General features: G+C 58.8%; 18 protein-coding genes and 2 pseudogenes. 13 read left to right on the forward strand and 7 right to left on the reverse strand.

Going from position 1 to position 20,311, the window contains the following annotated elements:
• Positions 1-64: 64 nt before the first annotated feature.
• Together PMI27_RS27425 and PMI27_RS27420 are read right to left on the reverse strand one after the other, a co-directional pair.
• On the reverse strand, positions 65-1,993 hold the full coding sequence (locus PMI27_RS27425; RefSeq protein WP_008149313.1) for a RecQ family ATP-dependent DNA helicase: 1,929 nt from the start codon (positions 1,991-1,993) through the stop codon (positions 65-67).
• Between the two features lie 129 nt (positions 1,994-2,122).
• Positions 2,123-2,626 (reverse strand): hypothetical protein, encoded by a 504-nt coding sequence (locus PMI27_RS27420; RefSeq protein ID WP_008149310.1) that lies wholly within the window; start codon positions 2,624-2,626, stop codon positions 2,123-2,125.
• A 310-nt stretch (positions 2,627-2,936) separates the two neighbouring features.
• Between PMI27_RS27420 and PMI27_RS27415 the strand changes: the two genes are divergently transcribed.
• The 6 genes and pseudogenes from PMI27_RS27415 (at position 2,937) to PMI27_RS27395 (ending at position 6,626) form a co-directional block, all read left to right on the forward strand.
• Positions 2,937-3,215 (forward strand): hypothetical protein, encoded by a 279-nt coding sequence (locus PMI27_RS27415; RefSeq protein WP_008149309.1) that lies wholly within the window; start codon positions 2,937-2,939, stop codon positions 3,213-3,215.
• Positions 3,216-3,653: 438 nt separating this feature from the next.
• Complete coding sequence (locus PMI27_RS27410; RefSeq protein WP_008149304.1) at positions 3,654-3,950, forward strand: hypothetical protein; 297 nt, start codon at positions 3,654-3,656, stop codon at positions 3,948-3,950.
• A 111-nt stretch (positions 3,951-4,061) separates the two neighbouring features.
• Positions 4,062-4,217 (forward strand): annotated as a pseudogene (locus PMI27_RS30095) (YhfG family protein); the annotation flags it as partial.
• 88 nt (positions 4,218-4,305) lie between these two features.
• Positions 4,306-4,662, forward strand: coding sequence for a DUF1493 family protein (locus PMI27_RS27405; RefSeq protein WP_008149302.1), 357 nt, complete (start codon positions 4,306-4,308; stop codon positions 4,660-4,662).
• A gap of 201 nt (positions 4,663-4,863) precedes the next feature.
• A complete protein-coding gene (locus PMI27_RS27400) occupies positions 4,864-5,352 on the forward strand; it encodes a helix-turn-helix domain-containing protein (protein WP_008149299.1) in 489 nt (162 codons plus the stop codon).
• Positions 5,353-5,354: 2 nt separating this feature from the next.
• Positions 5,355-6,626: a type II toxin-antitoxin system HipA family toxin gene (locus tag PMI27_RS27395; RefSeq protein ID WP_008149297.1), complete on the forward strand. Its 1,272-nt coding sequence runs from the start codon at positions 5,355-5,357 to the stop codon at positions 6,624-6,626.
• A gap of 74 nt (positions 6,627-6,700) precedes the next feature.
• Here PMI27_RS27395 and PMI27_RS27390 read toward each other — a convergent pair whose 3' ends face one another.
• Entirely contained in the window at positions 6,701-8,242 is a 1,542-nt protein-coding gene (locus PMI27_RS27390) for a phosphoenolpyruvate carboxykinase (RefSeq protein ID WP_008149295.1), read from the reverse strand.
• A gap of 182 nt (positions 8,243-8,424) precedes the next feature.
• On the reverse strand, positions 8,425-9,327 hold the full coding sequence (hslO, locus tag PMI27_RS27385) for an Hsp33 family molecular chaperone HslO (protein ID WP_008149293.1): 903 nt from the start codon (positions 9,325-9,327) through the stop codon (positions 8,425-8,427).
• Positions 9,328-9,431: 104 nt separating this feature from the next.
• On the opposite strand from hslO, the pseudogene PMI27_RS31960 reads away from it, so the two are divergent.
• Positions 9,432-9,744 (forward strand): annotated as a pseudogene (locus PMI27_RS31960) (phosphatase PAP2 family protein); the annotation flags it as partial.
• Positions 9,745-9,846: 102 nt separating this feature from the next.
• On the opposite strand, the gene PMI27_RS27380 reads toward PMI27_RS31960, so the two are convergent.
• Entirely contained in the window at positions 9,847-10,254 is a 408-nt protein-coding gene (locus tag PMI27_RS27380) for an RNA-binding S4 domain-containing protein (RefSeq protein WP_008149291.1), read from the reverse strand.
• 216 nt (positions 10,255-10,470) lie between these two features.
• Between PMI27_RS27380 and rimB the strand changes: the two genes are divergently transcribed.
• Positions 10,471-10,950 carry a retropepsin-like aspartic endopeptidase RimB gene (rimB, locus tag PMI27_RS27375; RefSeq protein ID WP_008149289.1) on the forward strand — a complete coding sequence of 160 codons (480 nt, stop codon included), beginning with the start codon at positions 10,471-10,473 and terminating at the stop codon, positions 10,948-10,950.
• On the forward strand, positions 10,947-11,852 hold the full coding sequence (gene rimK, locus PMI27_RS27370) for a 30S ribosomal protein S6--L-glutamate ligase (protein ID WP_008149287.1): 906 nt from the start codon (positions 10,947-10,949) through the stop codon (positions 11,850-11,852). The genes rimB and rimK overlap by 4 nt, the downstream gene beginning before the upstream one ends.
• Positions 11,853-11,956: 104 nt before the next feature.
• On the opposite strand, the gene PMI27_RS27365 is transcribed toward rimK, so the two are convergent.
• Entirely contained in the window at positions 11,957-13,270 is a 1,314-nt protein-coding gene (locus PMI27_RS27365) for an ATP-binding protein (RefSeq protein WP_008149285.1), read from the reverse strand.
• 115 nt (positions 13,271-13,385) lie between these two features.
• The gene (ompR, locus tag PMI27_RS27360) at positions 13,386-14,126 is read right to left on the reverse strand and encodes an osmolarity response regulator transcription factor OmpR (protein ID WP_008149284.1); all 741 of its coding nucleotides are present in this window, start codon (positions 14,124-14,126) and stop codon (positions 13,386-13,388) included.
• A 361-nt stretch (positions 14,127-14,487) separates the two neighbouring features.
• Between ompR and PMI27_RS27355 the strand changes: the two genes are divergently transcribed.
• The 4 genes from PMI27_RS27355 (at position 14,488) to tauA (ending at position 20,303) form a co-directional block, all read left to right on the forward strand.
• On the forward strand, positions 14,488-16,812 hold the full coding sequence (locus tag PMI27_RS27355) for a Tex family protein (RefSeq protein WP_008149282.1): 2,325 nt from the start codon (positions 14,488-14,490) through the stop codon (positions 16,810-16,812).
• A complete protein-coding gene (locus PMI27_RS0229010; protein WP_008149280.1) occupies positions 16,812-17,195 on the forward strand; it encodes a PaaI family thioesterase in 384 nt (127 codons plus the stop codon). The genes PMI27_RS27355 and PMI27_RS0229010 overlap by 1 nt, the downstream gene beginning before the upstream one ends.
• Before the next feature lie 291 nt (positions 17,196-17,486).
• A complete protein-coding gene (gene gshA / locus PMI27_RS27350) occupies positions 17,487-19,070 on the forward strand; it encodes a glutamate--cysteine ligase (RefSeq protein ID WP_008149277.1) in 1,584 nt (527 codons plus the stop codon).
• Positions 19,071-19,325: 255 nt separating this feature from the next.
• Entirely contained in the window at positions 19,326-20,303 is a 978-nt protein-coding gene (tauA, locus tag PMI27_RS27345; protein ID WP_008149275.1) for a taurine ABC transporter substrate-binding protein, read from the forward strand.
• The last annotated feature ends 8 nt before the right edge of the window (positions 20,304-20,311 follow it).

Below are 20,311 nucleotides of genomic sequence, written 5' to 3' on the forward strand. Positions count from 1 at the left end.
TTTATTCCTGTGATGAGCAACATTCAGGGGATGGATGTGCTTCGAAAACACCGACTCCCCCCTGTTAGAGGTGCGACTGGGACCAGTCGCGGACTTCGGCGTACGGATAATCCTCCAGCGCCGCAAACCCGGGAATCGACCGTGCCTTGAGCTTGGTGAACAGCGGCACGCCGATGCCGCATAAAAACCGCGTAACGCGTTCCGCCGATGGAGTGTTGCCGGTGTACTGCTCGTGCCTGTGGATAAAATCACCGCACAACGCCTCGAAGTTTTTATCCACAAGCACCGGTAATTCCGGTGGCGTCGGCAACCGCGCCACATCCCCGTGACACACCGAACAATGCCCGCACTGCTGCGGCGCATTTTCATCGCCGAAGTACTCGGCCAGGCGATAACCCAGGCAATGGTCCGTGGCGAACAGATCCAGCATGGCGTGAATCCGTGCGATCTCGGTTTGTTCATGGCGGGTGAAGTAGGCGTGCAACTCTTCGCTCAAGGCTTGGGCATCAAAGTCCGTTTGCAGCAGGCTGTAGACCTCGGTCATCTGCTTGCTTTCAAGCTCGACCCAGCCCTTTTCCTGGAAATAATCCAGCGCCTTCACCACGCGATTACGCTCGGCCTGATGCTGCTCATACAGCGCATCGAAATTCACCGTGGCCCAGGTCCGTGCGCGGTTCGAGGTCTGGATGATCGCCGCGACGAAGTCCTTGCGCTCACCCTCGAAGCGGGCGAGCAAAGCCTCCGGTTCCTGCAAGTATTTGAAGCGGTATTCAGCGTAATAGGCGTAACGCGGCGCAATGATTCCGCGCAGTTCCAACTGCACCAGCAAGGTCTTGAGCGGCAATTGGCGGATGTTGCTTTGGTCCGCCAACGGCCCCAACAGAAACTCCCACTGCCCCTCGGGCGCGGCGGCTTGCAACTCGTCGAGCACATGGCGGATGCCATCCAGCTCAGGCGTGTCGCCGTAGACGAAGTTTTCCAGCACGTTGAGGCTGTCGCGGTTGGCCAATACCAGGCAGTCGGACGGCTGCCCGTCACGCCCCGCGCGGCCGATTTCCTGGCTGTAGTTTTCGATGGATTTGGGCAGGTCAAAATGCACCACGTTGCGGATGTCGCTCTTGTCGATGCCCATGCCGAACGCGATGGTGGCGACGATGCAATTGGACTGCCCACCCATAAAGCGCTTTTGAATGGCTTCCCGTTGTTCGTGGGGCAAACCGGCGTGATACGCCTCGGCCTGTATGCCGTTGCGCCCCAGGTGTTCGGCGATGTGCTCAGCGGTTTTCTGCAAGGTGACGTAGACGATGCTCGGCTGGCCTGGACGTTCACTCATCCATTCGACAAGGCGTCGGCGTTTATCCTGACCGCGCACCGGTTCCACTAACAGATTGAGGTTCGGCCGATAAAAACCGGTGGTTACTACGTCTTCGGGCGCAATGGCGAACTTGGCCTCCATGTCGGCGATCACTTTGGGTGTCGCAGTGGCGGTCAGCAGTAGCGCCTGAGGGATGTTGAACTGGCGCTGATAGTCGGGGAGCTTGAGGTAGTCGGGGCGAAAGTTGTGGCCCCATTCCGAGATGCAGTGCGCCTCATCCACCACCAGCAACGAGATGGGCACTTGCTGCAAGAAATTGCGGAAACGCTCGTTCTTCAGGCGCTCCACCGAGATCATCAAAATCTTCAACTCGCCGGACTTGGCCCGAGCCATCACATCGCTGGCGTCATCGCGGCTCTGGGCCGAATCGATACTGCCCGCCGCAATGCCGTGGCGCTGCAGGAACGCCAGTTGATCCTGCATCAACGCCAGCAGCGGCGAGACCACCAATGTCAGGTGCGGCAGCAGCAAGGCGGATAATTGATAACACAGCGACTTGCCCGAGCCGGTGGGGAAAATCGCCGCCGCCGAACGCCCGGCCAACACCGCGCTGACCGCCGCTTCCTGGCCGGGCCGAAACTGTGGATAACCGAAAACCTGTTCCAGGGTGTTGTGCATAAGCTGTCACTCCGTTGACCGCTGCGAAGCCCAAAGCCTAGCCGGCAAACGCAGCGAGTCGAGAAAAGGTCGGGGACCAAAACGATACGGGATGATACAGCTTCGAACGATCGTCAGCAGACGATGAGGCTACGGCAGCAACACCGCCACTCGCAGCTGCTCATTTAGCGCCTGCTCGTGAAACACCTGGCTCTTGCTCGCCCAAATGGCATGGGCCGGGCTGATTTCGCCGGTGAACGCCGCCGCCAACTGACGCAAATCAGCGACACTTCGCACGCGGGGGCAGAAAGGTTCACTGTCGCAGTTCTGGCTGGCGCTGCGATAGGTGGTTAGCAGCCGGTCCCACAGCCCGTCACGCACCTGCCTGACCGACTTGAGCTTCACATCCTGCACACCCAGTCGTTGTTTCAGGCTCTGTTCATCCAGCGCTTCACTGGCCAGCAATGCCTTGCCGAACATCAGCACTTCAGCGCGAAAAGCCGTGTCCAAGTTCACCTGACTGGTCAGCGCATCCGGCCAACCGGTGCGTTCCATATTGGCCAGGACCATCGAGTTATCGGCGTCAGCAGCACCCGCTGCGCGACAAACCCCGGCCCACAGCAACAAAATCGAGGCCATACGTAGCCATTGCATACCTAATTCCCTTTAAGCGTTGGACGGACGTTTCGAAACGTCCTACTGATTCTGGCGCGCACCATACAGAGGTTTGATGGGTTTCGCCTGACAAACCCGTAGGAAATTTACCGTCTAAGGGTTTAGGCGTAAAAAACCTCGGGAAACGCGTAGGTTCTGTCCGAAAAGGCAGGTAAAACCCCTACAAAACCTGTCCATCGAAGTCGTATTGCCGCGCGGCGCTGTGCCCTTCTATAGTCTGCGGCGCGGCTGAAAACAGTGTCTCGGCCTGCCGGGAGCCACCTCCCGATTTCGCACAGGACGAACCTCGATGTTTACAGAACGCTATCACCCGCTCAAATCCCGCTACAGCGACACCCCCGTGCTGGTCATCGATACAGAAGCCGACCCTCACGAAATCCTCGACGCCGCCCGCCAACGTATCCGCGCCGCCAGCGAACTGCTCGAAACACTGTATTGCCTGTGCTTCAAACAGGCGGATGCGAGTGATATTCCCAACATCGTCAACGCGCTGTATCTGCTGACTCAGGACGGTAATGAACTGCTCGATATCGCCCGGCAACGGCTGCCGAGAACTACAGCTGTCTAATGCCCGAACGAAAATCCCTCTGGGAGCCGGGCTTGCCCGCGATGAACGATAACGCGGTGCACCTGATAACAATCAAACGAGAGAATTTGCGGCTGGGGATAAGTCCGTAGGCAACGCCCTATCAAAGCTTCATCCCGGTCCTACAACCACAGACACCTTGTCGCCTATCGCCACCCGGCGACTCGCACCTATAGTCGGACTGTCGCTGCCAATTCAGCGACTCGGGCTTGGTCACCTGAATTGAGAACTCATTCCGCTTCCGTTGTATGCTGCGGCACCTCAAGTGCCTGCACGCTATATGGTGGCTGTGTTCGGGACGCCTTCGGGCGTACCGGCAAAGTGAGTTCTCACCGGTTTGACCAACCCGAACACAGTCCGCCTCCCATCGCTTGGTCACGATGGTGGTGGTTTCTCCTGATGCACTTGAGAATTCTCACTATGAATAAATTGAACCCGTTCCCCGATCGCTACCGCCCCCTCCAAACCAACCTCACCGATTCCCCGCCCCTGATCATCGACACAGAGGCCAATCCGCAAGACATCCTCGAAGCCGCCCTCCAGCGCATCCGCGCTTCAAGCGACCTACTCAAAACCCTACATTGCCAATGCTTCAAAAACGGTGACGTGGAAGACATCCCGCATATCACCCACGCCCTCTACCTGTTGACTCAGGACGGCTGCGACCTGCTGAAAGTCGCCCAACAACGCATGATGGGCTGGAAAGCGCCAACCTGACGCTAAGCACCGAAAGGCAAGCCGCGCCCTTGTGGGAGCTGGCTTGCCTGCGATGAACACGACGCATAATTCCGGCCCAGAACAGGCCAGCTAGCAGCACGGAAAATCATGATGAGCGAAATAACCTTCAAACAAAAACAAGCACACTATGAAAAAATCCGCCGCTCAAACTACTTGGCGAGCCTGCGTCTCGCAGGATTCGACACTTCAGCAGCAGATCTCGACCAACCACTTCCGACACGAGAAGAAGCGCTCGCCAAATATCGACAAGACGAGCCGTCAAAATTTGCTCCCGCCCTTCCCCCAAAACCTGACGACCGATAAGGTCCGTTCAAGCCCAACCGGACCCACCCGAATGATCCTCGCCCCCAACTTCCCCGACGACCACGCGATGCACTTGCTTATGCAGTTGCTGCACGAAGAACTCGGGCTGCCCGAACGCAAAACCCTCAGCCTCACCACCTCGATCAATTTTGACCTGGGCTGCGACGGCTCTGATGCGCGGCATTTGATGGAAGCACTGGAAGAACAGTTTGCGATCGACCTCGTGGACTACGACGCCTATCGCTACTTCCAGCCGGAAGGGTTCGATGTGTTCCTTAAACGCCGGGCCAAAGGTCGTGGCGACAAAGCCCCACTGACCATCGGCATGCTTTACCAAGCGGTCAAGTTGCAACGGTGGGATACAAAAGCTCTGGAAGGGATCTCGTAGATCACTTAAGTGGCAATATTCTGTCTGTTTTTCGCGATTTAAGTTGGAATAATGACAGTTTCAACAATCCGCCTCACACGTACATCTGGAGTGGCGTACTGGCAGAGAGAGTCTTGCCCCACGTTGGAGCAGCCCAGCAAATAACTACATAAGTGCTATTATTCTGGCTGTTAAAGCCAAAAAACGAAGGAATAATGGCACATGGCTAAAAAAACAGCCCCCCTGCTGCCGGCTGCATCCAGATTGCTCGCCGAGTTTGGCGAACGACTCAAACTCGCTCGGCTACGTCGCAAGCTGACAGCCAAGCAAGTGGCTGAGAGAGCAGGCATGTCGCTGACAACGCTGCGCTCATTGGAGGCCGGCGGCTCAGGCGTGACGATGGGCGCCTATATGTCCGTGATGCAGGTTCTGGGCCTCGAGAAAGACTTGAGCAAGCTCGCAGCAACGGATGAGTTGGGGCGCCAACTGCAAGACGCGCAATTAACCCCACGAGCGAGCTCCGCAGCCAGTAAACGCCAACGAGTGCGCAACGTGGCTTCAACGAAAGCATCGTCACCCATTCGCGACAGGGCTACGGAAGCACTGGAAAGTCCCATCTCCGATTCGGATCTTGAGGTTGATTTCCCATTGAACACCCACTCTTTTTCCAATTTGTTTACCAAGAAAAAATCTAAACCTGAGACGGATTAAAAATGACACTGATCGCGGTGTATGCCGATTGGGAAACCCTGCAAAGACCAAGGCGTCTAGGGTTTCTTCATGCCGGAAAGGCTCGCTCCACTAACGTGTTCGAGTTTGAGTACGACACTGCTGCTTTGGCCGATCCCGAGTTGAATTTCACGACGCTGGATCCCCGCATCAAGCTCTTCGAAGGGCGACAGTTCCCAGGACAGCATCAGACCCGCTTCGGCGTTTTTGCCGACTCAAGCCCGGATCGCTGGGGTCAATTGCTGATGAAACGCCGACTGGAACGGGACATCCGCGACGGCTTGGTCCCGAAGGGTACCAAGCTTTATGAGTCGGATTTCCTGTTAGGCGTTCATGACCTCTATCGAGTCGGTGCTATTCGCTACAAGCTCAATGACGAAGGCAATTTTCTGGATGATCGAGATGGATTGGCGGCGCCTCCCTTTGTCGAGTTACGTGCGCTGGAGCAGGCAAGTCGAGCGTTGGAAAACGATCCAGACAACACGTCACTCGATGGGCGCGAGTGGCTGAGAATGTTAATCGCACCCGGTGGTTCATTGGGCGGTGCCAGGCCCAAGGCCAGTGTTGCTGACAAGAATCGTCATCTGTGGATCGCCAAGTTTCCGAGCACTCGCGACGACTATGACGTCGGCGGATGGGAATTCGTGGTGAGTGTTCTGGCGAATCAATGCGGTCTGCGGGTGGCAAAGGGTATTGCGCAACGCTATGCGAGCGACCATCACTGCTTCATGGTCAAACGCTTCGACCGTACCGAAACGGGTGGGCGACTACATTTCGCCTCAGCCATGACCATGACTGACCGCGTGGACGGTGACGATGCATCGGTGGGCGCCAGCTATCTAGAGCTGGCAGAAGTACTCATGGAGCATGGTTCAGAACCCGACAAAGATCTCCGCGAGTTGTGGTCGCGCATTGTGTTCAACATCCTCGTCTCCAATACCGACGACCACCTGCGCAACCATGGTTTTCTCCTTGACCCCGGCCGGGGGTGGCGCCTGTCTGATGCCTACGACATGAACCCGGTATCACACGCCGATGGGTTGAAGCTCAACATTACAGATGCCGACAACGCGCTAGATCTCGAACTCGCTCGCGAAGTGGCCGGGTACTTTCGGGTAGGCCGTGATGATGCGGAAGAAATAATTGAGAACTTCCAAGAGGTCGTAGGTCAGTGGGCAAAAGTGGCCAGCGCAGCGGGGCTGTCGAAGCGAGAACAAGACAATATGGCTCCCGCGTTTCGCCTGTCTGCCAAGTGACCCAGAACTACTCATCTTTCGCCCACAAAAAAGCCGCCCCGAAGGGCGGCTTTTTCATTCGCTAAATCCAAGCCTTACAACTTAGGCCCAGCAGCCTTGATCGCGTCGCTCACTTCAAACTTCTTGAAGTTCTCAACAAACAACCCAGCCAGTGCTTTAGCCGCTTCATCGTAAGCAGCCTTGTCAGCCCAGGTATTACGTGGGTTCAACAGGCCAGTCTCAACGCCCGGCACAGCCAACGGCACGTCGAGGTTGATGGTGTCGAGGTGTTCGGTTTCAGCACCGATCAACGCGCCGCTCTGGATCGCTGCGATCACGCCGCGAGTGGTCGGGATGTTGAAGCGTTTGCCGACGCCGTAGCCGCCGCCGGTCCAGCCGGTGTTGACCAGGTAGACCTTGGAGCCGAAGCCGCGGATGCGCTTGATCAGCAGTTCTGCGTATTCGCCAGCCGGACGCGGGAAGAACGGTGCGCCGAAGCAGGTGGAGAAGGTCGACTTGATGCCGCTGCCGGAACCCATTTCGGTCGAGCCCACCAGTGCGGTGTAGCCGGACAGGAAGTGGTAAGCCGCTTGTTCTTCGCTGAGGATCGACACTGGCGGCAACACGCCGGTCAGGTCGCAGGTCAGGAAGATCACAGCGTTTGGCTCGCCACCGAGGTTTTTCTCGGAACGCTTGGCGACGTGCTCCAGCGGGTAGGCGGCGCGGCTGTTCTGGGTCAGGCTGACATCAGCGTAGTCGGCGTGCTTGGCGTCATCGATAACGACGTTTTCCAGGACTGCGCCGTGCTTGATGGCTTTCCAGATGACCGGCTCGTTCTTCTCGGACAGGTCGATGCACTTGGCGTAGCAGCCGCCTTCGATGTTGAAGACAACGCCTTCACCCCAGCCGTGCTCGTCGTCACCGATCAGGTAACGGCTTTCATCGGCGGACAGGGTGGTTTTGCCGGTGCCGGACAGACCGAAGAACAGGGTCACGTCGCCCGCTTCGCCGATGTTGGCGGCGCAGTGCATTGGCAGTACGTCAGAAGCCGGCAGCAGGTAGTTCTGCACCGAGAACATGGCTTTCTTCATTTCACCGGCGTAACGCATGCCGGCGATCAGCACTTTCTTCTGAGCGAAGTTGAGGATCACGCAACCGTCGGAGTTGGTGCCGTCACGCTCTGGCACGCACTCGAAGTTGGCAACGTTGAGCACTTGCCACTCATCACGGCCAGCCGGGTTGTACTTTTGCGGGTTGATGAACAGGCAACGGCCAAACAGGTTCTGCCAGGCAGTCTGGGTGGTCATCTTCACGGCCAGGTAGTGGTCTTCGGACGCACCAACATGTACGTGGGAAACGAAGTGCTCTTGCGCGTTGTTGAACGCTTCAACGCGGTCCCACAGGGCATCGAACTTGTCGGCCGGGAACTTGCGGTTGATCGGGCCCCAGGCGATGGAAGCCGAAGTGGAGGGCTCGTCAACGATGAAACGATCGACTGGCGAGCGGCCGGTGCGGTGACCGGTGCGAACAACCAGCGCGCCGGTATCGGCAAGCTCGCCCTCACCGCGACTCAGAGCTTCTTTTACCAGATCATCAACACTCAGATCGGTGTACACGGCGTTATTGGCTTGCGTCATGAGATTCCCCGTCGGCCAGTGGCCGAGTGTGCTCCAAACGTTTTGTAGTAGAAAGTCGTGCACTACTACCGCGACAAAAAGTGGGCCGGATTATGCCAGAAAAGCCCAAAAATAGTAGGGCCCTCCCGTCAGAACGGCGTTATTCCGGCACAAACCAGTGAATTTACCTGCGCTGAACCGTTTTAGTGACGGGTATCTGACGGCGTATCAACACCCGCTCCAGCGAATAATTGAGCGATATCGGCAGCGTCGAACAGGTAGCGCTCGTTGCAAAACTGACAGTCAATCTCAATATTGCCGCCATGTTCGATCACGAGCGACTGGGCATCTTCCAGACCCAAACTGACCAGCGCATTGGCAGAACGTTCGCGCGAGCAGCTGCAACGGAAGCGCAGTTTCTGCACATCGAACAGACGAACCTGCTCTTCGTGGTAGAGACGATGGAGGATGGTTTCGTTGTCCAGGCTCAGCAATTCATCGGCGGTCAGGGTGCTGCCCAGCGCGGTGATGTGCTGCCAGCTGGCGGCGCGTTCTTCTTCGTCTTTCAAACGATCAGCAGGCAGTTGCTGCAGCAACAGGCCACGGGCGCGACGACCATCGGCGTACAACCAGAAACGCGTACCGACTTGTTGGGACATCACGAAGTAATTAGTGAAGCACTCCGACAGGGTTTCGCCATCGAGGTCGACGATGCCCTGGTAACGCTGGCCTTGGGTCGGGTCGACTGTCAGCGCCAATACGCCGTTAGGCATCAGGTCGGCGAGGGTCGCGTCGGGGGCGATTTGGTCAGCTTCGTATCGGGCCAGGCCACGGATTTCGCGCTCGCTGGAGCACTCGATCATCAGCAACGGGATCGGGCCTTCGGAACGGGCCTGGAGAATCAGCAAGCCATCGAACTTCAAGGTGCCGACCAACAACGACGCCGCGGCCATCAGCTCGCCAAGCAGTTGTGCAACCGGCTCCGGGTACGGGTGTTTAGCGAGGACTTCGGCGTAGCTACGCTCCAACGCAACCAGCTCGCCGCGGGTGTCGCTGTCATCGAAGATGAAGCGTTGGGTGTAGTCGGTATCCGGTAAATCGGTCATAGGTCTGGGTATCTGAAGTAATGACAAAATGATTTCAAACAGCGAGAAATTGCGCCTCTGCGGCACCATTTAGGTGCGCGATGTTCAGCCGTGAGGGGCATTTTATGAACAATCCGGGTTTGTTCCAAGCAAGGTGGAACCTCCCGGTTGGCTTTATGCAGTTTCTTGCCTCTGGCGCTGCTGGCCTTTTGGTTATGGCCTACGGGTCAGAGGCTGTGCGCGGTTTTCGACGAGTGGCGCTTTCACCCATCCAACGCGCTGCTGGCGAATAACCCGATATGGCTACACGCTTGGGCAATTGCAAGTCTGTGGCCTTTCGATGTGGTGGTTGGGATAATTCTGCTGGTGCTGCTTTTTATCCGCATGTTGTTCGCCAAATTCGCCGGCCAGGCGAGTGCTGCGCACTCGTTCGCGAGCAAGCCCGCTCCCACAAGGACTGCGCAGTACCTGTGGGAGCGGGCTGGCTCCGGGCGGCGATCCGACGAAGGCTGCCTCACAGGCAACACAGAAAAAATTGTCTTACTCGTCGTTGCTGCTTCCACGAAACTTGAACAAATCCCGTCGCTGCTTCTTGCTTGGTTTGCCATCGGTGCTCACGCCCAGCGCACCGGCCTTACGCATGGCCGCAGCCGCTTCGCGCTTGGCGATGCTGGCGTCGGTTTCAGCGTAGAGCGCCTGAGCCTCTGGCGCGCCACGGCGTACGATCGACAGCGCCTGAACCACCACCGTGCGCTCCTCGAACCCTGTGCGAATCTGAAACTCGTCGCCGATCCTCGGTTCCTTGCCCGGTTTGCAGCGCTCGCCCCGACAATGCACCTTGCCGCTTTCAATCGCCGCCTTGGCCAAGGCGCGTGTTTTATAAAAACGCGCGGCCCACAACCACTTATCGAGACGGACTTTGTCGTCCTCTTCGCTTTTTTGTGCCATGGAATTTCCTCATTCTGAAATATTGCTGAACTGTACTACCGTTTCTGTCGTGCCATGAATTACGCCGGCTCGGATTACAATGCACACGTTCCAGTGCCTCCCTTGAGGGCTGGAAATCCGGGCCGTAGATATCTGTCGCCTTTTACCCATTATTCTGCGTGAATACCGCGAATTCGGCCGCGTGCGGCCTGAGCGGTTTCTACCGGTTGAGCACCTTTGAAGACATTTGACCATTTGACCGTTGTCGGTCTGCGCGAGTGGGTGGCGCTCCCGGATTTGGGAGTCGCGGGCCTGCGCGCAAAAATCGACACCGGCGCCAGCACCTCCAGCCTGCATGCCACCGATATCGAACCGTTCGAGCGCGACGGGGAACAGTGGGTGCGCTTTACTGCTCACTTGGGCACGGTGGTGCAACTGCGTCACCGGCGCTGCGAAGCACCCCTGGTGACGATGAAAACCATCAAAAGCTCCAACGGCCACGCGCAGATGCGTTACGTGGTCAGCACCACCCTGGCCCTCGGTGATCGGGTCTGGCGGGTCGAGTTCACGCTCGCCTGCCGCAAGTCCATGCGATATCGCCTGTTACTCGGTTCCAAAGCCTTGATCGACGGCCAGTTGGTGGTCAATCCGGGCATTAAGTACGTACAAGACAAGCCGGTGTTCCCGGTATCTACCTCCTCCACAGGTGTTGCATGAAGATCGCTGTGCTGTCGCGTAACCCGCGTCTGTATTCCACTCGTCGTCTGGTCGAAGCCGGTACCGAGCGTGGCCATGAAATGGTGGTGATCGACACCCTGCGCGCCTACATGAACATCGCCAGCCACAAGCCGCAGATCCACTACCGCGGCAAGCCGCTGGAGGGTTTCGATGCGGTGATCCCGCGGATTGGCGCGTCGGTGACGTTTTATGGCTGCGCGGTGTTGCGTCAGTTCGAAATGATGGGCGTTTTTCCACTCAATGAATCGGTGGCCATCGCCCGCTCGCGAGACAAACTGCGCTCGCTGCAATTGCTGTCACGCCGAGGGATCGGTTTGCCGGTCACCGGGTTTGCGCACTCCCCGGATGACATTCCCGACTTGATCGAGATGGTCAACGGTGCGCCGCTGGTGATCAAGGTGCTGGAAGGCACTCAGGGCATCGGCGTCGTGCTGTGTGAAACGGCGACGGCGGCGGAGTCGGTGATCGAGGCGTTCATGGGCCTGAAGCAGAACATCATGGTTCAGGAATACATCAAGGAGGCCGGCGGGGCGGACATTCGCTGCTTCGTGGTGGGCGACAAGGTGATCGCAGCAATGAAACGCCAGGCCAAGCCGGGGGAGTTTCGCTCCAACCTGCATCGCGGCGGCAGTGCCAGCCTGATCAAGATCACGCCGGAAGAACGTATGACCGCGTTGCGCGCGGCGAAAGTCATGGGGTTGGCGGTGGCGGGTGTGGATATCCTGCGCTCCAATCACGGGCCGTTGGTGATGGAAGTGAACTCGTCGCCTGGACTTGAAGGGATTGAAACCACCACCAGCAAGAACGTGGCGGGGATCATCATTGAGCATCTTGAGAAGAATGGTGGGCCGAATATGACGCGCACCAAAGGGAAGGGTTAAACCTTGAAAAGATCGCAGCCTCGCTTCGCTCGACAGCTCCTACGGGGGATCGCATTTTCCTGTAGGAGCTGTCGAGCGAAGCGAGGCTGCGATCTTTTCAGCCGTTAAACCGCATCCCTTGGCAGCATCAATCCAAGCGGCAACCGCACCCGCGCTTCCAGCCCGCCACCAGAACGGTTACGCAGCTCAACATTCCCGCCATGCATCGAAGCAATCCGCTTCACGATCGCCAAGCCCAACCCGGTCCCCTTCCCGCCCCGGGCTCGATCACCCCGAGTAAACGGGTTGAAAATCGCCTCCAGCTCCGACGGATCAATCCCCGCCCCACGGTCCATGACACTCAGCACCACATACGGCGCGCTGGTGTCCCCGGACACATAAGCCGCCACCTCAACCCCGCTGCCCGCGTGATGCAAGGCGTTGCCAATCAGGTTGTTCAGCAGCCGCTTCATCGACACCCGACGCAATGGAAACGGCTGAATCGGCTCCAGGCGCAGGCGCACTTTCTCTTCGTTCTGGTTGTATGGCGCCGCGACTTCGCGCACCAGATCGCTCAGGTCCACCTCCTCCACCGACTCGTCACGACCATCGCGAATGAACGCCAGGAACTGGTCGAGAATCGCATCCATGTCTTCGATGTCGCGCACCATGTCGTCCGTCAGGTCACTGTGGTCGCCCATCAGCTCCAGAGACAGCCGCAAACGGGTCAGTGGCGTACGCAAGTCGTGCGACACCCCGGCGAGCATCAGTTCGCGCTCGCGGCCGGCCTGTTCGACGTCTTCCGCCATCTGGTTGAAGGCGCGGTAAACCTCGGTCATTTCACTCGGCGTGTCGCTGATCGGCAGACGCACACTGCGGCCCTGGCCGAGTTGCCTCGCGGCATAGACCAGACGTTTCAAGGGTTGATTGAGCTGGCTGACGAAGATCCACGCCGAGGCAGTGGACAGCAGACCGATAGCGAGGAACCAGCCGAGTACGTTCCAGATTTTCTGGCCGCGCAATGGATGCGGATAAAGCGGCACTTTCAGCCAGCCGTCACCCAGGCTTGGCGCCCGGACCCACAGGGCCGGCGGCGAGTGCATACGCAATCGGACTTCAGTGTCGGCACCCAGCTCCGCCTGCATCTGCCGCTGATAGATCTCGCTGTAAGGCCAGTGTTGCTCACCTTCCGGCACGCCAGCACCCACTACCCGGATCAGGGTCGCGGCATCGGCAATCTTCGTGCGGTTTTCTTCATCGGCCGCCCAATAGGCGCGTAGCGTCAGGGCGACGCCGTGGCTGTATTGGCGATCCACCAGCACGTCTTCGTTCATCAACAGATAAACCAGGGTCAGTGCCTTGGAGAACAGGACGACGATCAGCACCAGCCAAAGGGTGCGGGAGAAGAAACTCTGGGGGAACCAAACGGGGGTTTTCATGGATAACCGCTACACACTTGCAGGAGCGAGCGATGCTCGCATATTGCGGATCGCGAGTCTGCGAGCAAAGTCATCTGACCCGTTGCCCGCAAGACCCGCTCCTACAAATCGCCGATCACTTGGTGGCGGCGCCATCCGGAACGAACACGTAACCCACGCCCCAGACAGTCTGGATGTAACGCGGTTTGGACGGATCGGGCTCGATCATCCGGCGCAGACGGGAAATCTGTACGTCGATGGAGCGCTCCAGGGCGTCCCACTCGCGACCACGGGCCAGATTCATCAACTTGTCGCGGGTCAGTGGCTGACGGGCGTTCATGACCAACGCCTTGAGCACCGCAAACTCACCGGTGGTGAGCATGTGCACTTCGTCGCCGCGTTTGAGCTCGCGGGTCGCCAGGGACAGCTCGTAGTCACCGAAGGTCACGCTTTCGTCTTCGCTGCCCGGAGCGCCCGGTACCGGGGCCGACTGGCGACGCAGGACCGCTTTGACGCGAGCCATCAGCTCGTCCGGGTTGAACGGTTTGGCCAGGTAATCGTCAGCGCCCAGCTCCAGGCCCTTGATGCGGCTCAGCTCATCGCCCTTGGCGGTCAGCATGATGATCGGAATCTGGTTGTTCGCGGTGCGCAGGCGGCGGCAAGCGGTCAAGCCATCTTCGCCAGGCAGCATCAGGTCGAGGACGACCAGGTTGAACACTTCACGCGCCAGCAGGCGATCCATTTGTTCCGTGTTCGGTACGGCGCGGGCGCGGTAGCCCTTGCTGACGAAAAAACGTTCCAGCAGGCTGCTCAGCCCCGGATCGTCGTCAACAATAAGAATTTTTTCGCCTTCAGCAATGTTTGCAGTGCTGCTCATTAGATGCTCCTTTGATCTCGGCGCGCATTATGGCGTAGCTGCCGTTATACGCACCGTGTGCATTGTTAGCAGATTTTTCCTTCATCGCCAGAAATCCGGTCTTTATGCCTACAGCCTGCGATGCCCCCGAATGACAGAACGCTGGTTATAATGCGCGGCCTTTTGTGTCAGGCAACGTCTGATCATTACTGTAGGTGGCCGTTTTTTATTTTCATGGCACAGGCAGTAATTGTTCGATTTCACGGGTCAACGGGATACCTGTTGATCCAGGTAGCGGCGCAGGCCAGGCCGCTCAACCAGACTCGCCGAGCCCTTATCTCTGCGCCTGCGAGCCTGCTTTCACAATTTGTCAGGTGGTTTTATGGACAGCATCAACAGCCGCATCGCCGAGGAACTCGGCGTACGCCCACAACAGGTCGAAGCGGCCGTCGCGCTACTCGATGAAGGCTCTACCGTTCCCTTCATCGCCCGCTACCGGAAAGAAGTGACCGGCAGCCTCGATGACATCCAGTTGCGTCATCTGGAAGAGCGTCTGCGCTACCTGCGAGAACTCGACGAACGGCGCATCAGCATCCTTGCCAGCATCCAGGAACAAGGCAAGCTGACCCCGCAACTTGAACGCGACATTAAGCTCGCCGACACCAAAACCCGCCTCGAAGACTTGTACCTGCCGTACAAGCAGAAGCGCCGCACCAAGGGCCAGATCGCCCTGGAAGCCGGCCTCGGCGAGCTGGCCGACGGCCTGTTCAACGACCCTACCCTGACGCCAGACGCTGAAGCCGCGCGCTTCATCGATGCCGAAAAAGGCGTGGCCGATGTGAAGGCGGCCCTCGAAGGCGCCAAGTACATCCTGATGGAACGCTTCGCCGAAGACGCCGGCCTGCTGGACAAGCTGCGCAGCTACCTCAAGCAGGAAGCCACCCTCAGCGCGCGCGTCATCGCCGGCAAAGAAGAGGAAGGCTCCAAGTTCCGCGACTACTTCGAACACGATGAACCGCTGAAAAGCATGCCGTCGCACCGTGCGCTGGCGATTTTCCGTGGCCGCAACGAAGGCATCCTGAGTTCGGCGCTGAAAGTCGGCGACGAACTGCCGGGCGCCATGCACCCATGCGAAGGCATGATCGGCCAGCAATTCGGCATCCAGAACCAGAACCGCGCCGCCGACAAATGGCTGGGCGAAGTGGTGCGCTGGACCTGGAAGGTCAAGCTCTACACCCACCTCGAAACCGACCTGCTGGGCGAACTGCGCGACGGCGCAGAAACCGAAGCAATCAACGTGTTCGCCCATAACCTGCACGACTTGCTGCTGTCGGCGCCGGCAGGTCCGCGTGCCACATTGGGTCTCGACCCGGGTCTGCGCACCGGTTGCAAGGTCGCCGTGGTCGATTCCACCGGCAAGCTGCTGGATCACGCCACGGTTTACCCGCACGTGCCGCACAACAAATGGGACCAGACCATCGCGATTCTGGCGGCCCTGTGCGCCAAGCATGCCGTGGACCTGATCGCCATCGGCAACGGCACCGCCAGCCGTGAAACCGACAAGCTGGCTGCTGAGCTGATCAAAAAATACCCAGCCATGAAGATGACCAAAGTCATGGTCTCCGAGGCCGGCGCATCGGTTTACTCGGCGTCGGAACTGGCTTCCAAGGAATTCCCGGACCTCGACGTGTCGATCCGTGGCGCGGTGTCGATTGCCCGTCGCCTGCAAGATCCACTGGCTGAGCTGGTGAAAATCGATCCGAAATCCATCGGCGTCGGCCAGTACCAGCACGACGTGTCGCAGCTGAAACTGGCGCGTGGCCTGGACGCCGTGGTCGAGGACTGCGTGAACGCCGTGGGCGTGGACGTGAACACCGCTTCCGTGGCGCTGCTGGCCCGTATCTCCGGCCTCAACGCAACGTTGGCGCAAAACATCGTCAGCCACCGCGACGAACACGGCGCGTTCAAAACCCGTGCTGCATTGAAGAAAGTCGCTCGTCTGGGCGAGAAAACCTTCGAACAGGCCGCTGGCTTCCTGCGCGTCATGAACGGTGACAACCCGTTGGATTCATCCGCGGTTCACCCGGAAGCCTATCCGCTGGTCCAGCGCATTGCTGCTGAGACCGACCGCGATATTCGCTCGCTGATCGGCGACGCCAGCTTCCTCAAGCGTCTTGATCCGAAAAAGTACACCGACGAAACCTTCGGTCTGCCAACGGTCACCGACATTCTGCAAGAGCTGGAAAAACCTGGCCGCGATCCGCGCCCCGAGTTCAAGACCGCCGAGTTCCAGGAAGGTGTCGAAGACCTCAAGGATCTGGAGCTGGGGATGATCCTCGAAGGCGTGGTGACCAACGTGACCAACTTCGGTGCTTTCGTCGACATCGGCGTGCATCAGGACGGTTTGGTGCATATCTCTGCGCTTTCGGAGAAGTTCATCAAGGATCCGCGTGAAGCGGTGAAGGCCGGTGACGTGGTGAAAGTGAAGGTCATGGAAGTCGACATCCCGCGCAAACGCGTTGGTCTGTCGATGCGCATGAGCGACACGCCGGGCGAGAAAATCGACGGTGCCCGTGGTGCACGTCCGGGTTCGGCGCCACGCCAGTCGCAGAACACCGCACCGCGTAAAGAAACCACGGCGGCGGCCCCGGCCAACAACGCCATGGCTTCGCTGTTCGCCAACGCCAAGCAGTTGAAGAAACGCTGATGGACATCCCGGCCGGGCTGACCGAAAGCGCTTTTTTCAAGTTGCTGGGGTGTCGCTTGCACAGCCTGGAGACCGGGGTGGCGCAAGTCGCCCTCGGGCTTGCGCCAGAGCTGCGCAATCGCGGCGGCAAGCTGCACGGCGGAGCCTTGTTCAGTCTGGTGGACATTGCCATGGGGCTGGCCTGTTCCAGCACCCATGGTTTTGACCAGCAGAGCGCGACCATCGAGTGCAAGATCAACTACATTCGCGCCGTCGCAGACGGTGAAGTGATGTGCACGGCGCGGGTGATCCACCCGGGCCGCCGCACGCTGGTGGTCGAAGCTGACGTGATGCAAGGCGACAAACTCGTCGCAAAAGCACAAGGCACGTTCGCTGTCCTGTAGATGAATGCCATCAATTTGAGTTAATTTCGGCGCTGTGACCGCAGCGCCGAAATCCTCTGTAGGAGTGAGCCTGCTCGCGATTGCGGTGTGTCAGACGACTAAACATTGGCTGACACTCCCCAATCGCGAGCAGGCTCACTCCTACAGGTGATTGCGGCGGCCGATCCTTTGCCGGCTGCCAGTAGTTTTTGCAGCTCAAAAACCAGGCGACAACGCCAGTTTCAACTTCACCCTTGTAGACCGTCTTGCCCACCCCCATATTGGGGCGACTGACGCGTGAAGGAATCCAACTTGAGCGAACTTCTCAACCGCCGCCTGGCTCTGCTCGGCGAGCGCGCTAACCTCTCTCTGCTCGAACAGTGCCTTCACGGCATCGAACGTGAATGCCTGCGCGTGACCGGCGAAGGTCGCCTGGCGCAAACGCCGCACCCGGAAGAATTGGGTTCCGCGCTGACCAACGAACAAATCACCACCGACTATTCCGAGTCGCTGCTGGAGTTCATCACGCCTGCCCTGCCCGACCCGGCGGATACGCTGGCGAGCCTGGACAAGATCCACCGTTTTGCCTACAGCAAGCTCGGCAACGAGTACCTGTGGAGTCCATCGATGCCGTGCCCGTTGCCGGCCGAGGAAGACATCCCGATTGCCTATTACGGCACCTCCAACATCGGTCAGCTCAAGTACGTCTACCGCAAGGGCCTGGCCCTGCGCTACGGCAAGACCATGCAGTGCATCGCCGGGATTCACTACAACTTTTCCCTGCCGGAAAAGCTCTGGCCGCTGCTCAAGGAGGCTGAAGGTTTCGTCGGCACCGACCGTGACTATCAGTCGTCGGCCTACATCGCGCTGATCCGTAACTTCCGCCGCTACAGCTGGCTGCTGATGTACCTGTTCGGTGCCTCGCCTGCGCTGGACGCCGGTTTCCTGCGCGGTCGCTCGCACCAGCTGGAACAACTGGACCCGGACACCTTGTACCTGCCGTACGCCACCAGCCTGCGCATGAGTGACCTGGGTTACCAGAGCAACGCCCAGGCCGGTCTGACCCCGTGCTACAACGATCTGGCCAGCTACACCGACAGCCTGCGCAAAGCGGTCGCCACGCCTTACGCGCCGTACGTCGAAATCGGCACGCATCAGGACGGTGAGTGGGTTCAGCTCAACACCAACATCCTGCAGATCGAAAACGAGTACTACTCCAACATCCGCCCGAAACGCGTGACCTACACCGGCGAACGGCCGATCCAGGCGCTGGTGGCTCGCGGCATTCAGTACGTTGAAGTGCGCTGCCTGGACATCAACCCGTTCCTGCCGATGGGCATCGATCTGCCGGAGTCGCGGTTCCTCGACGCATTCCTGCTGTATTGCGCGCTGAACGACAGCCCGCTGCTGACCAATACCTCGTGCGGCAACGCGACCTCGAACTTCCTCAGCGTGGTCAAGGAAGGTCGTCGTCCAGGCCTGCAACTGCAACGCGACGGTCATCCGGTGGACCTGAAAGAGTGGGCCAGCGAGTTGCTGGAGAAGATTGCACCACTGGCGGCGATGCTGGATCAGAGTCATGGCGGCGATGCGCATAGCAAGGCGCTGGATGCGCAACTGGCCAAGGTCAAGGATCCATCGCTGACGCCATCGGCCCAGGTGCTGGCGGCGATGGCTGAGTACAAGGAGAGCTTTGCTCAGTTCTCCCTGCGTCAGAGCCAGGCGCATGCGGAGTTTTTCCGCAGCGAGCCGTTGAGTGGCGAAGATCAGGCGAAGTTTGAAGACCGGGCGCGTTCGTCGCTGGCTGAGCAAGTGGAGCTGGAGAAGAACGAAGTCGGCGATTTCGATGTGTTTGTCGGGTCGTATCAGGCGAGTATTTTGGCAATCAGTAACTAAGCGGCGTCTGTCAAAAGATCGCAGCCTTCGGCAGCTCCTACGGGCGGTGCCAGGGTTGCGATTTTTTTTTGCCCGCACCACGCAATTTCGGATCCACAGGCTACCTTTGTAGGAGCTGCCGAAGGCTGCGATCTTTTGATCCTTTAGAATTTTCCGCTCATAAGCTCATTCGAAAAAGTTATTTATTTTCGGATTCTTAGATCATTTAGTCTCCTTTTCACGCCGACTCTCGGTCGCCTGACAAGGAGCTTCTCAATGAAACTGACTTTCCCCCTTCGCCTCCTGGCGGCCGCGTCTTTGGCTGCGGTGAGTTTCTTTGCCCAGGCGGCTGACGTCACTGTCGCCTACCAGACCACCGTAGACCCGGCGAAAGTCGCCCAGGCCGACGGCGCGTACGAGAAAGCCACCAACGCCAAGATCGACTGGCGCAAATTCGACAACGGCGCCGACATCATCGCCGCCATCGCTTCCGGCGACGTGCAGATCGGCTACCTCGGTTCCAGCCCCCTGACGGCGGCAATCACCCGTAAAGTCCCGGTAGAAACGTTCCTCATCGCCACGCAGATCGGCGCCGCTGAAGCCCTGGTTGCCCGCGACGGCTCCGGGATCAAAACCCCGCAGGACCTGATCGGCAAGAAAATCGCCGTGCCGTTCGTTTCCACCGGCCACTACAGCCTGTTGGCCGCGCTGAAGCACTGGAACATCGACCCGTCAAAAGTCACCGTCCTCAATCTTGCCCCGCCAGCCATCATTGCCGCGTGGAAACGCGGTGACATCGACGCCACCTACGTGTGGGACCCAGCCCTCGGTGTCGCCAAGGAAAACGGCAAAGTGCTAATCACCTCCGGTGAACTGGCCAAGTTCGGCGCGCCGACCTTCGATGCATGGATCGTGCGTAAAGACTTCGCCGAGAAGCACCCGGAAATCGTCACCGCGTTCGCCAAAGTGACCCTCGATGCCTACGCCGACTACCGCAAAGATCCAAAAGCCTGGCTCGCCAATCAATCCAACGTCGACAAGCTGGTGAAACTCTCCGGCGCCAAGGCCAGCGACATTCCATTGCTGCTGCAAGGCAACGTCTTCCCGCTGGCGGCTGATCAGGTGATCACCCTCGGCGCGCCGACCACCAAGGCCATCACCGACACCGCCGCGTTCCTGAAAGAACAAGGCAAGGTTGAAGCCGTGCTACCGGACTACGCCCCGTACGTCAGCGCCAAGTACATCACCAACTGATCGGAGTT

Source organism: Pseudomonas sp. GM41(2012) (assembly GCF_000282315.2).
GTDB lineage: Bacteria > Pseudomonadota > Gammaproteobacteria > Pseudomonadales > Pseudomonadaceae > Aquipseudomonas.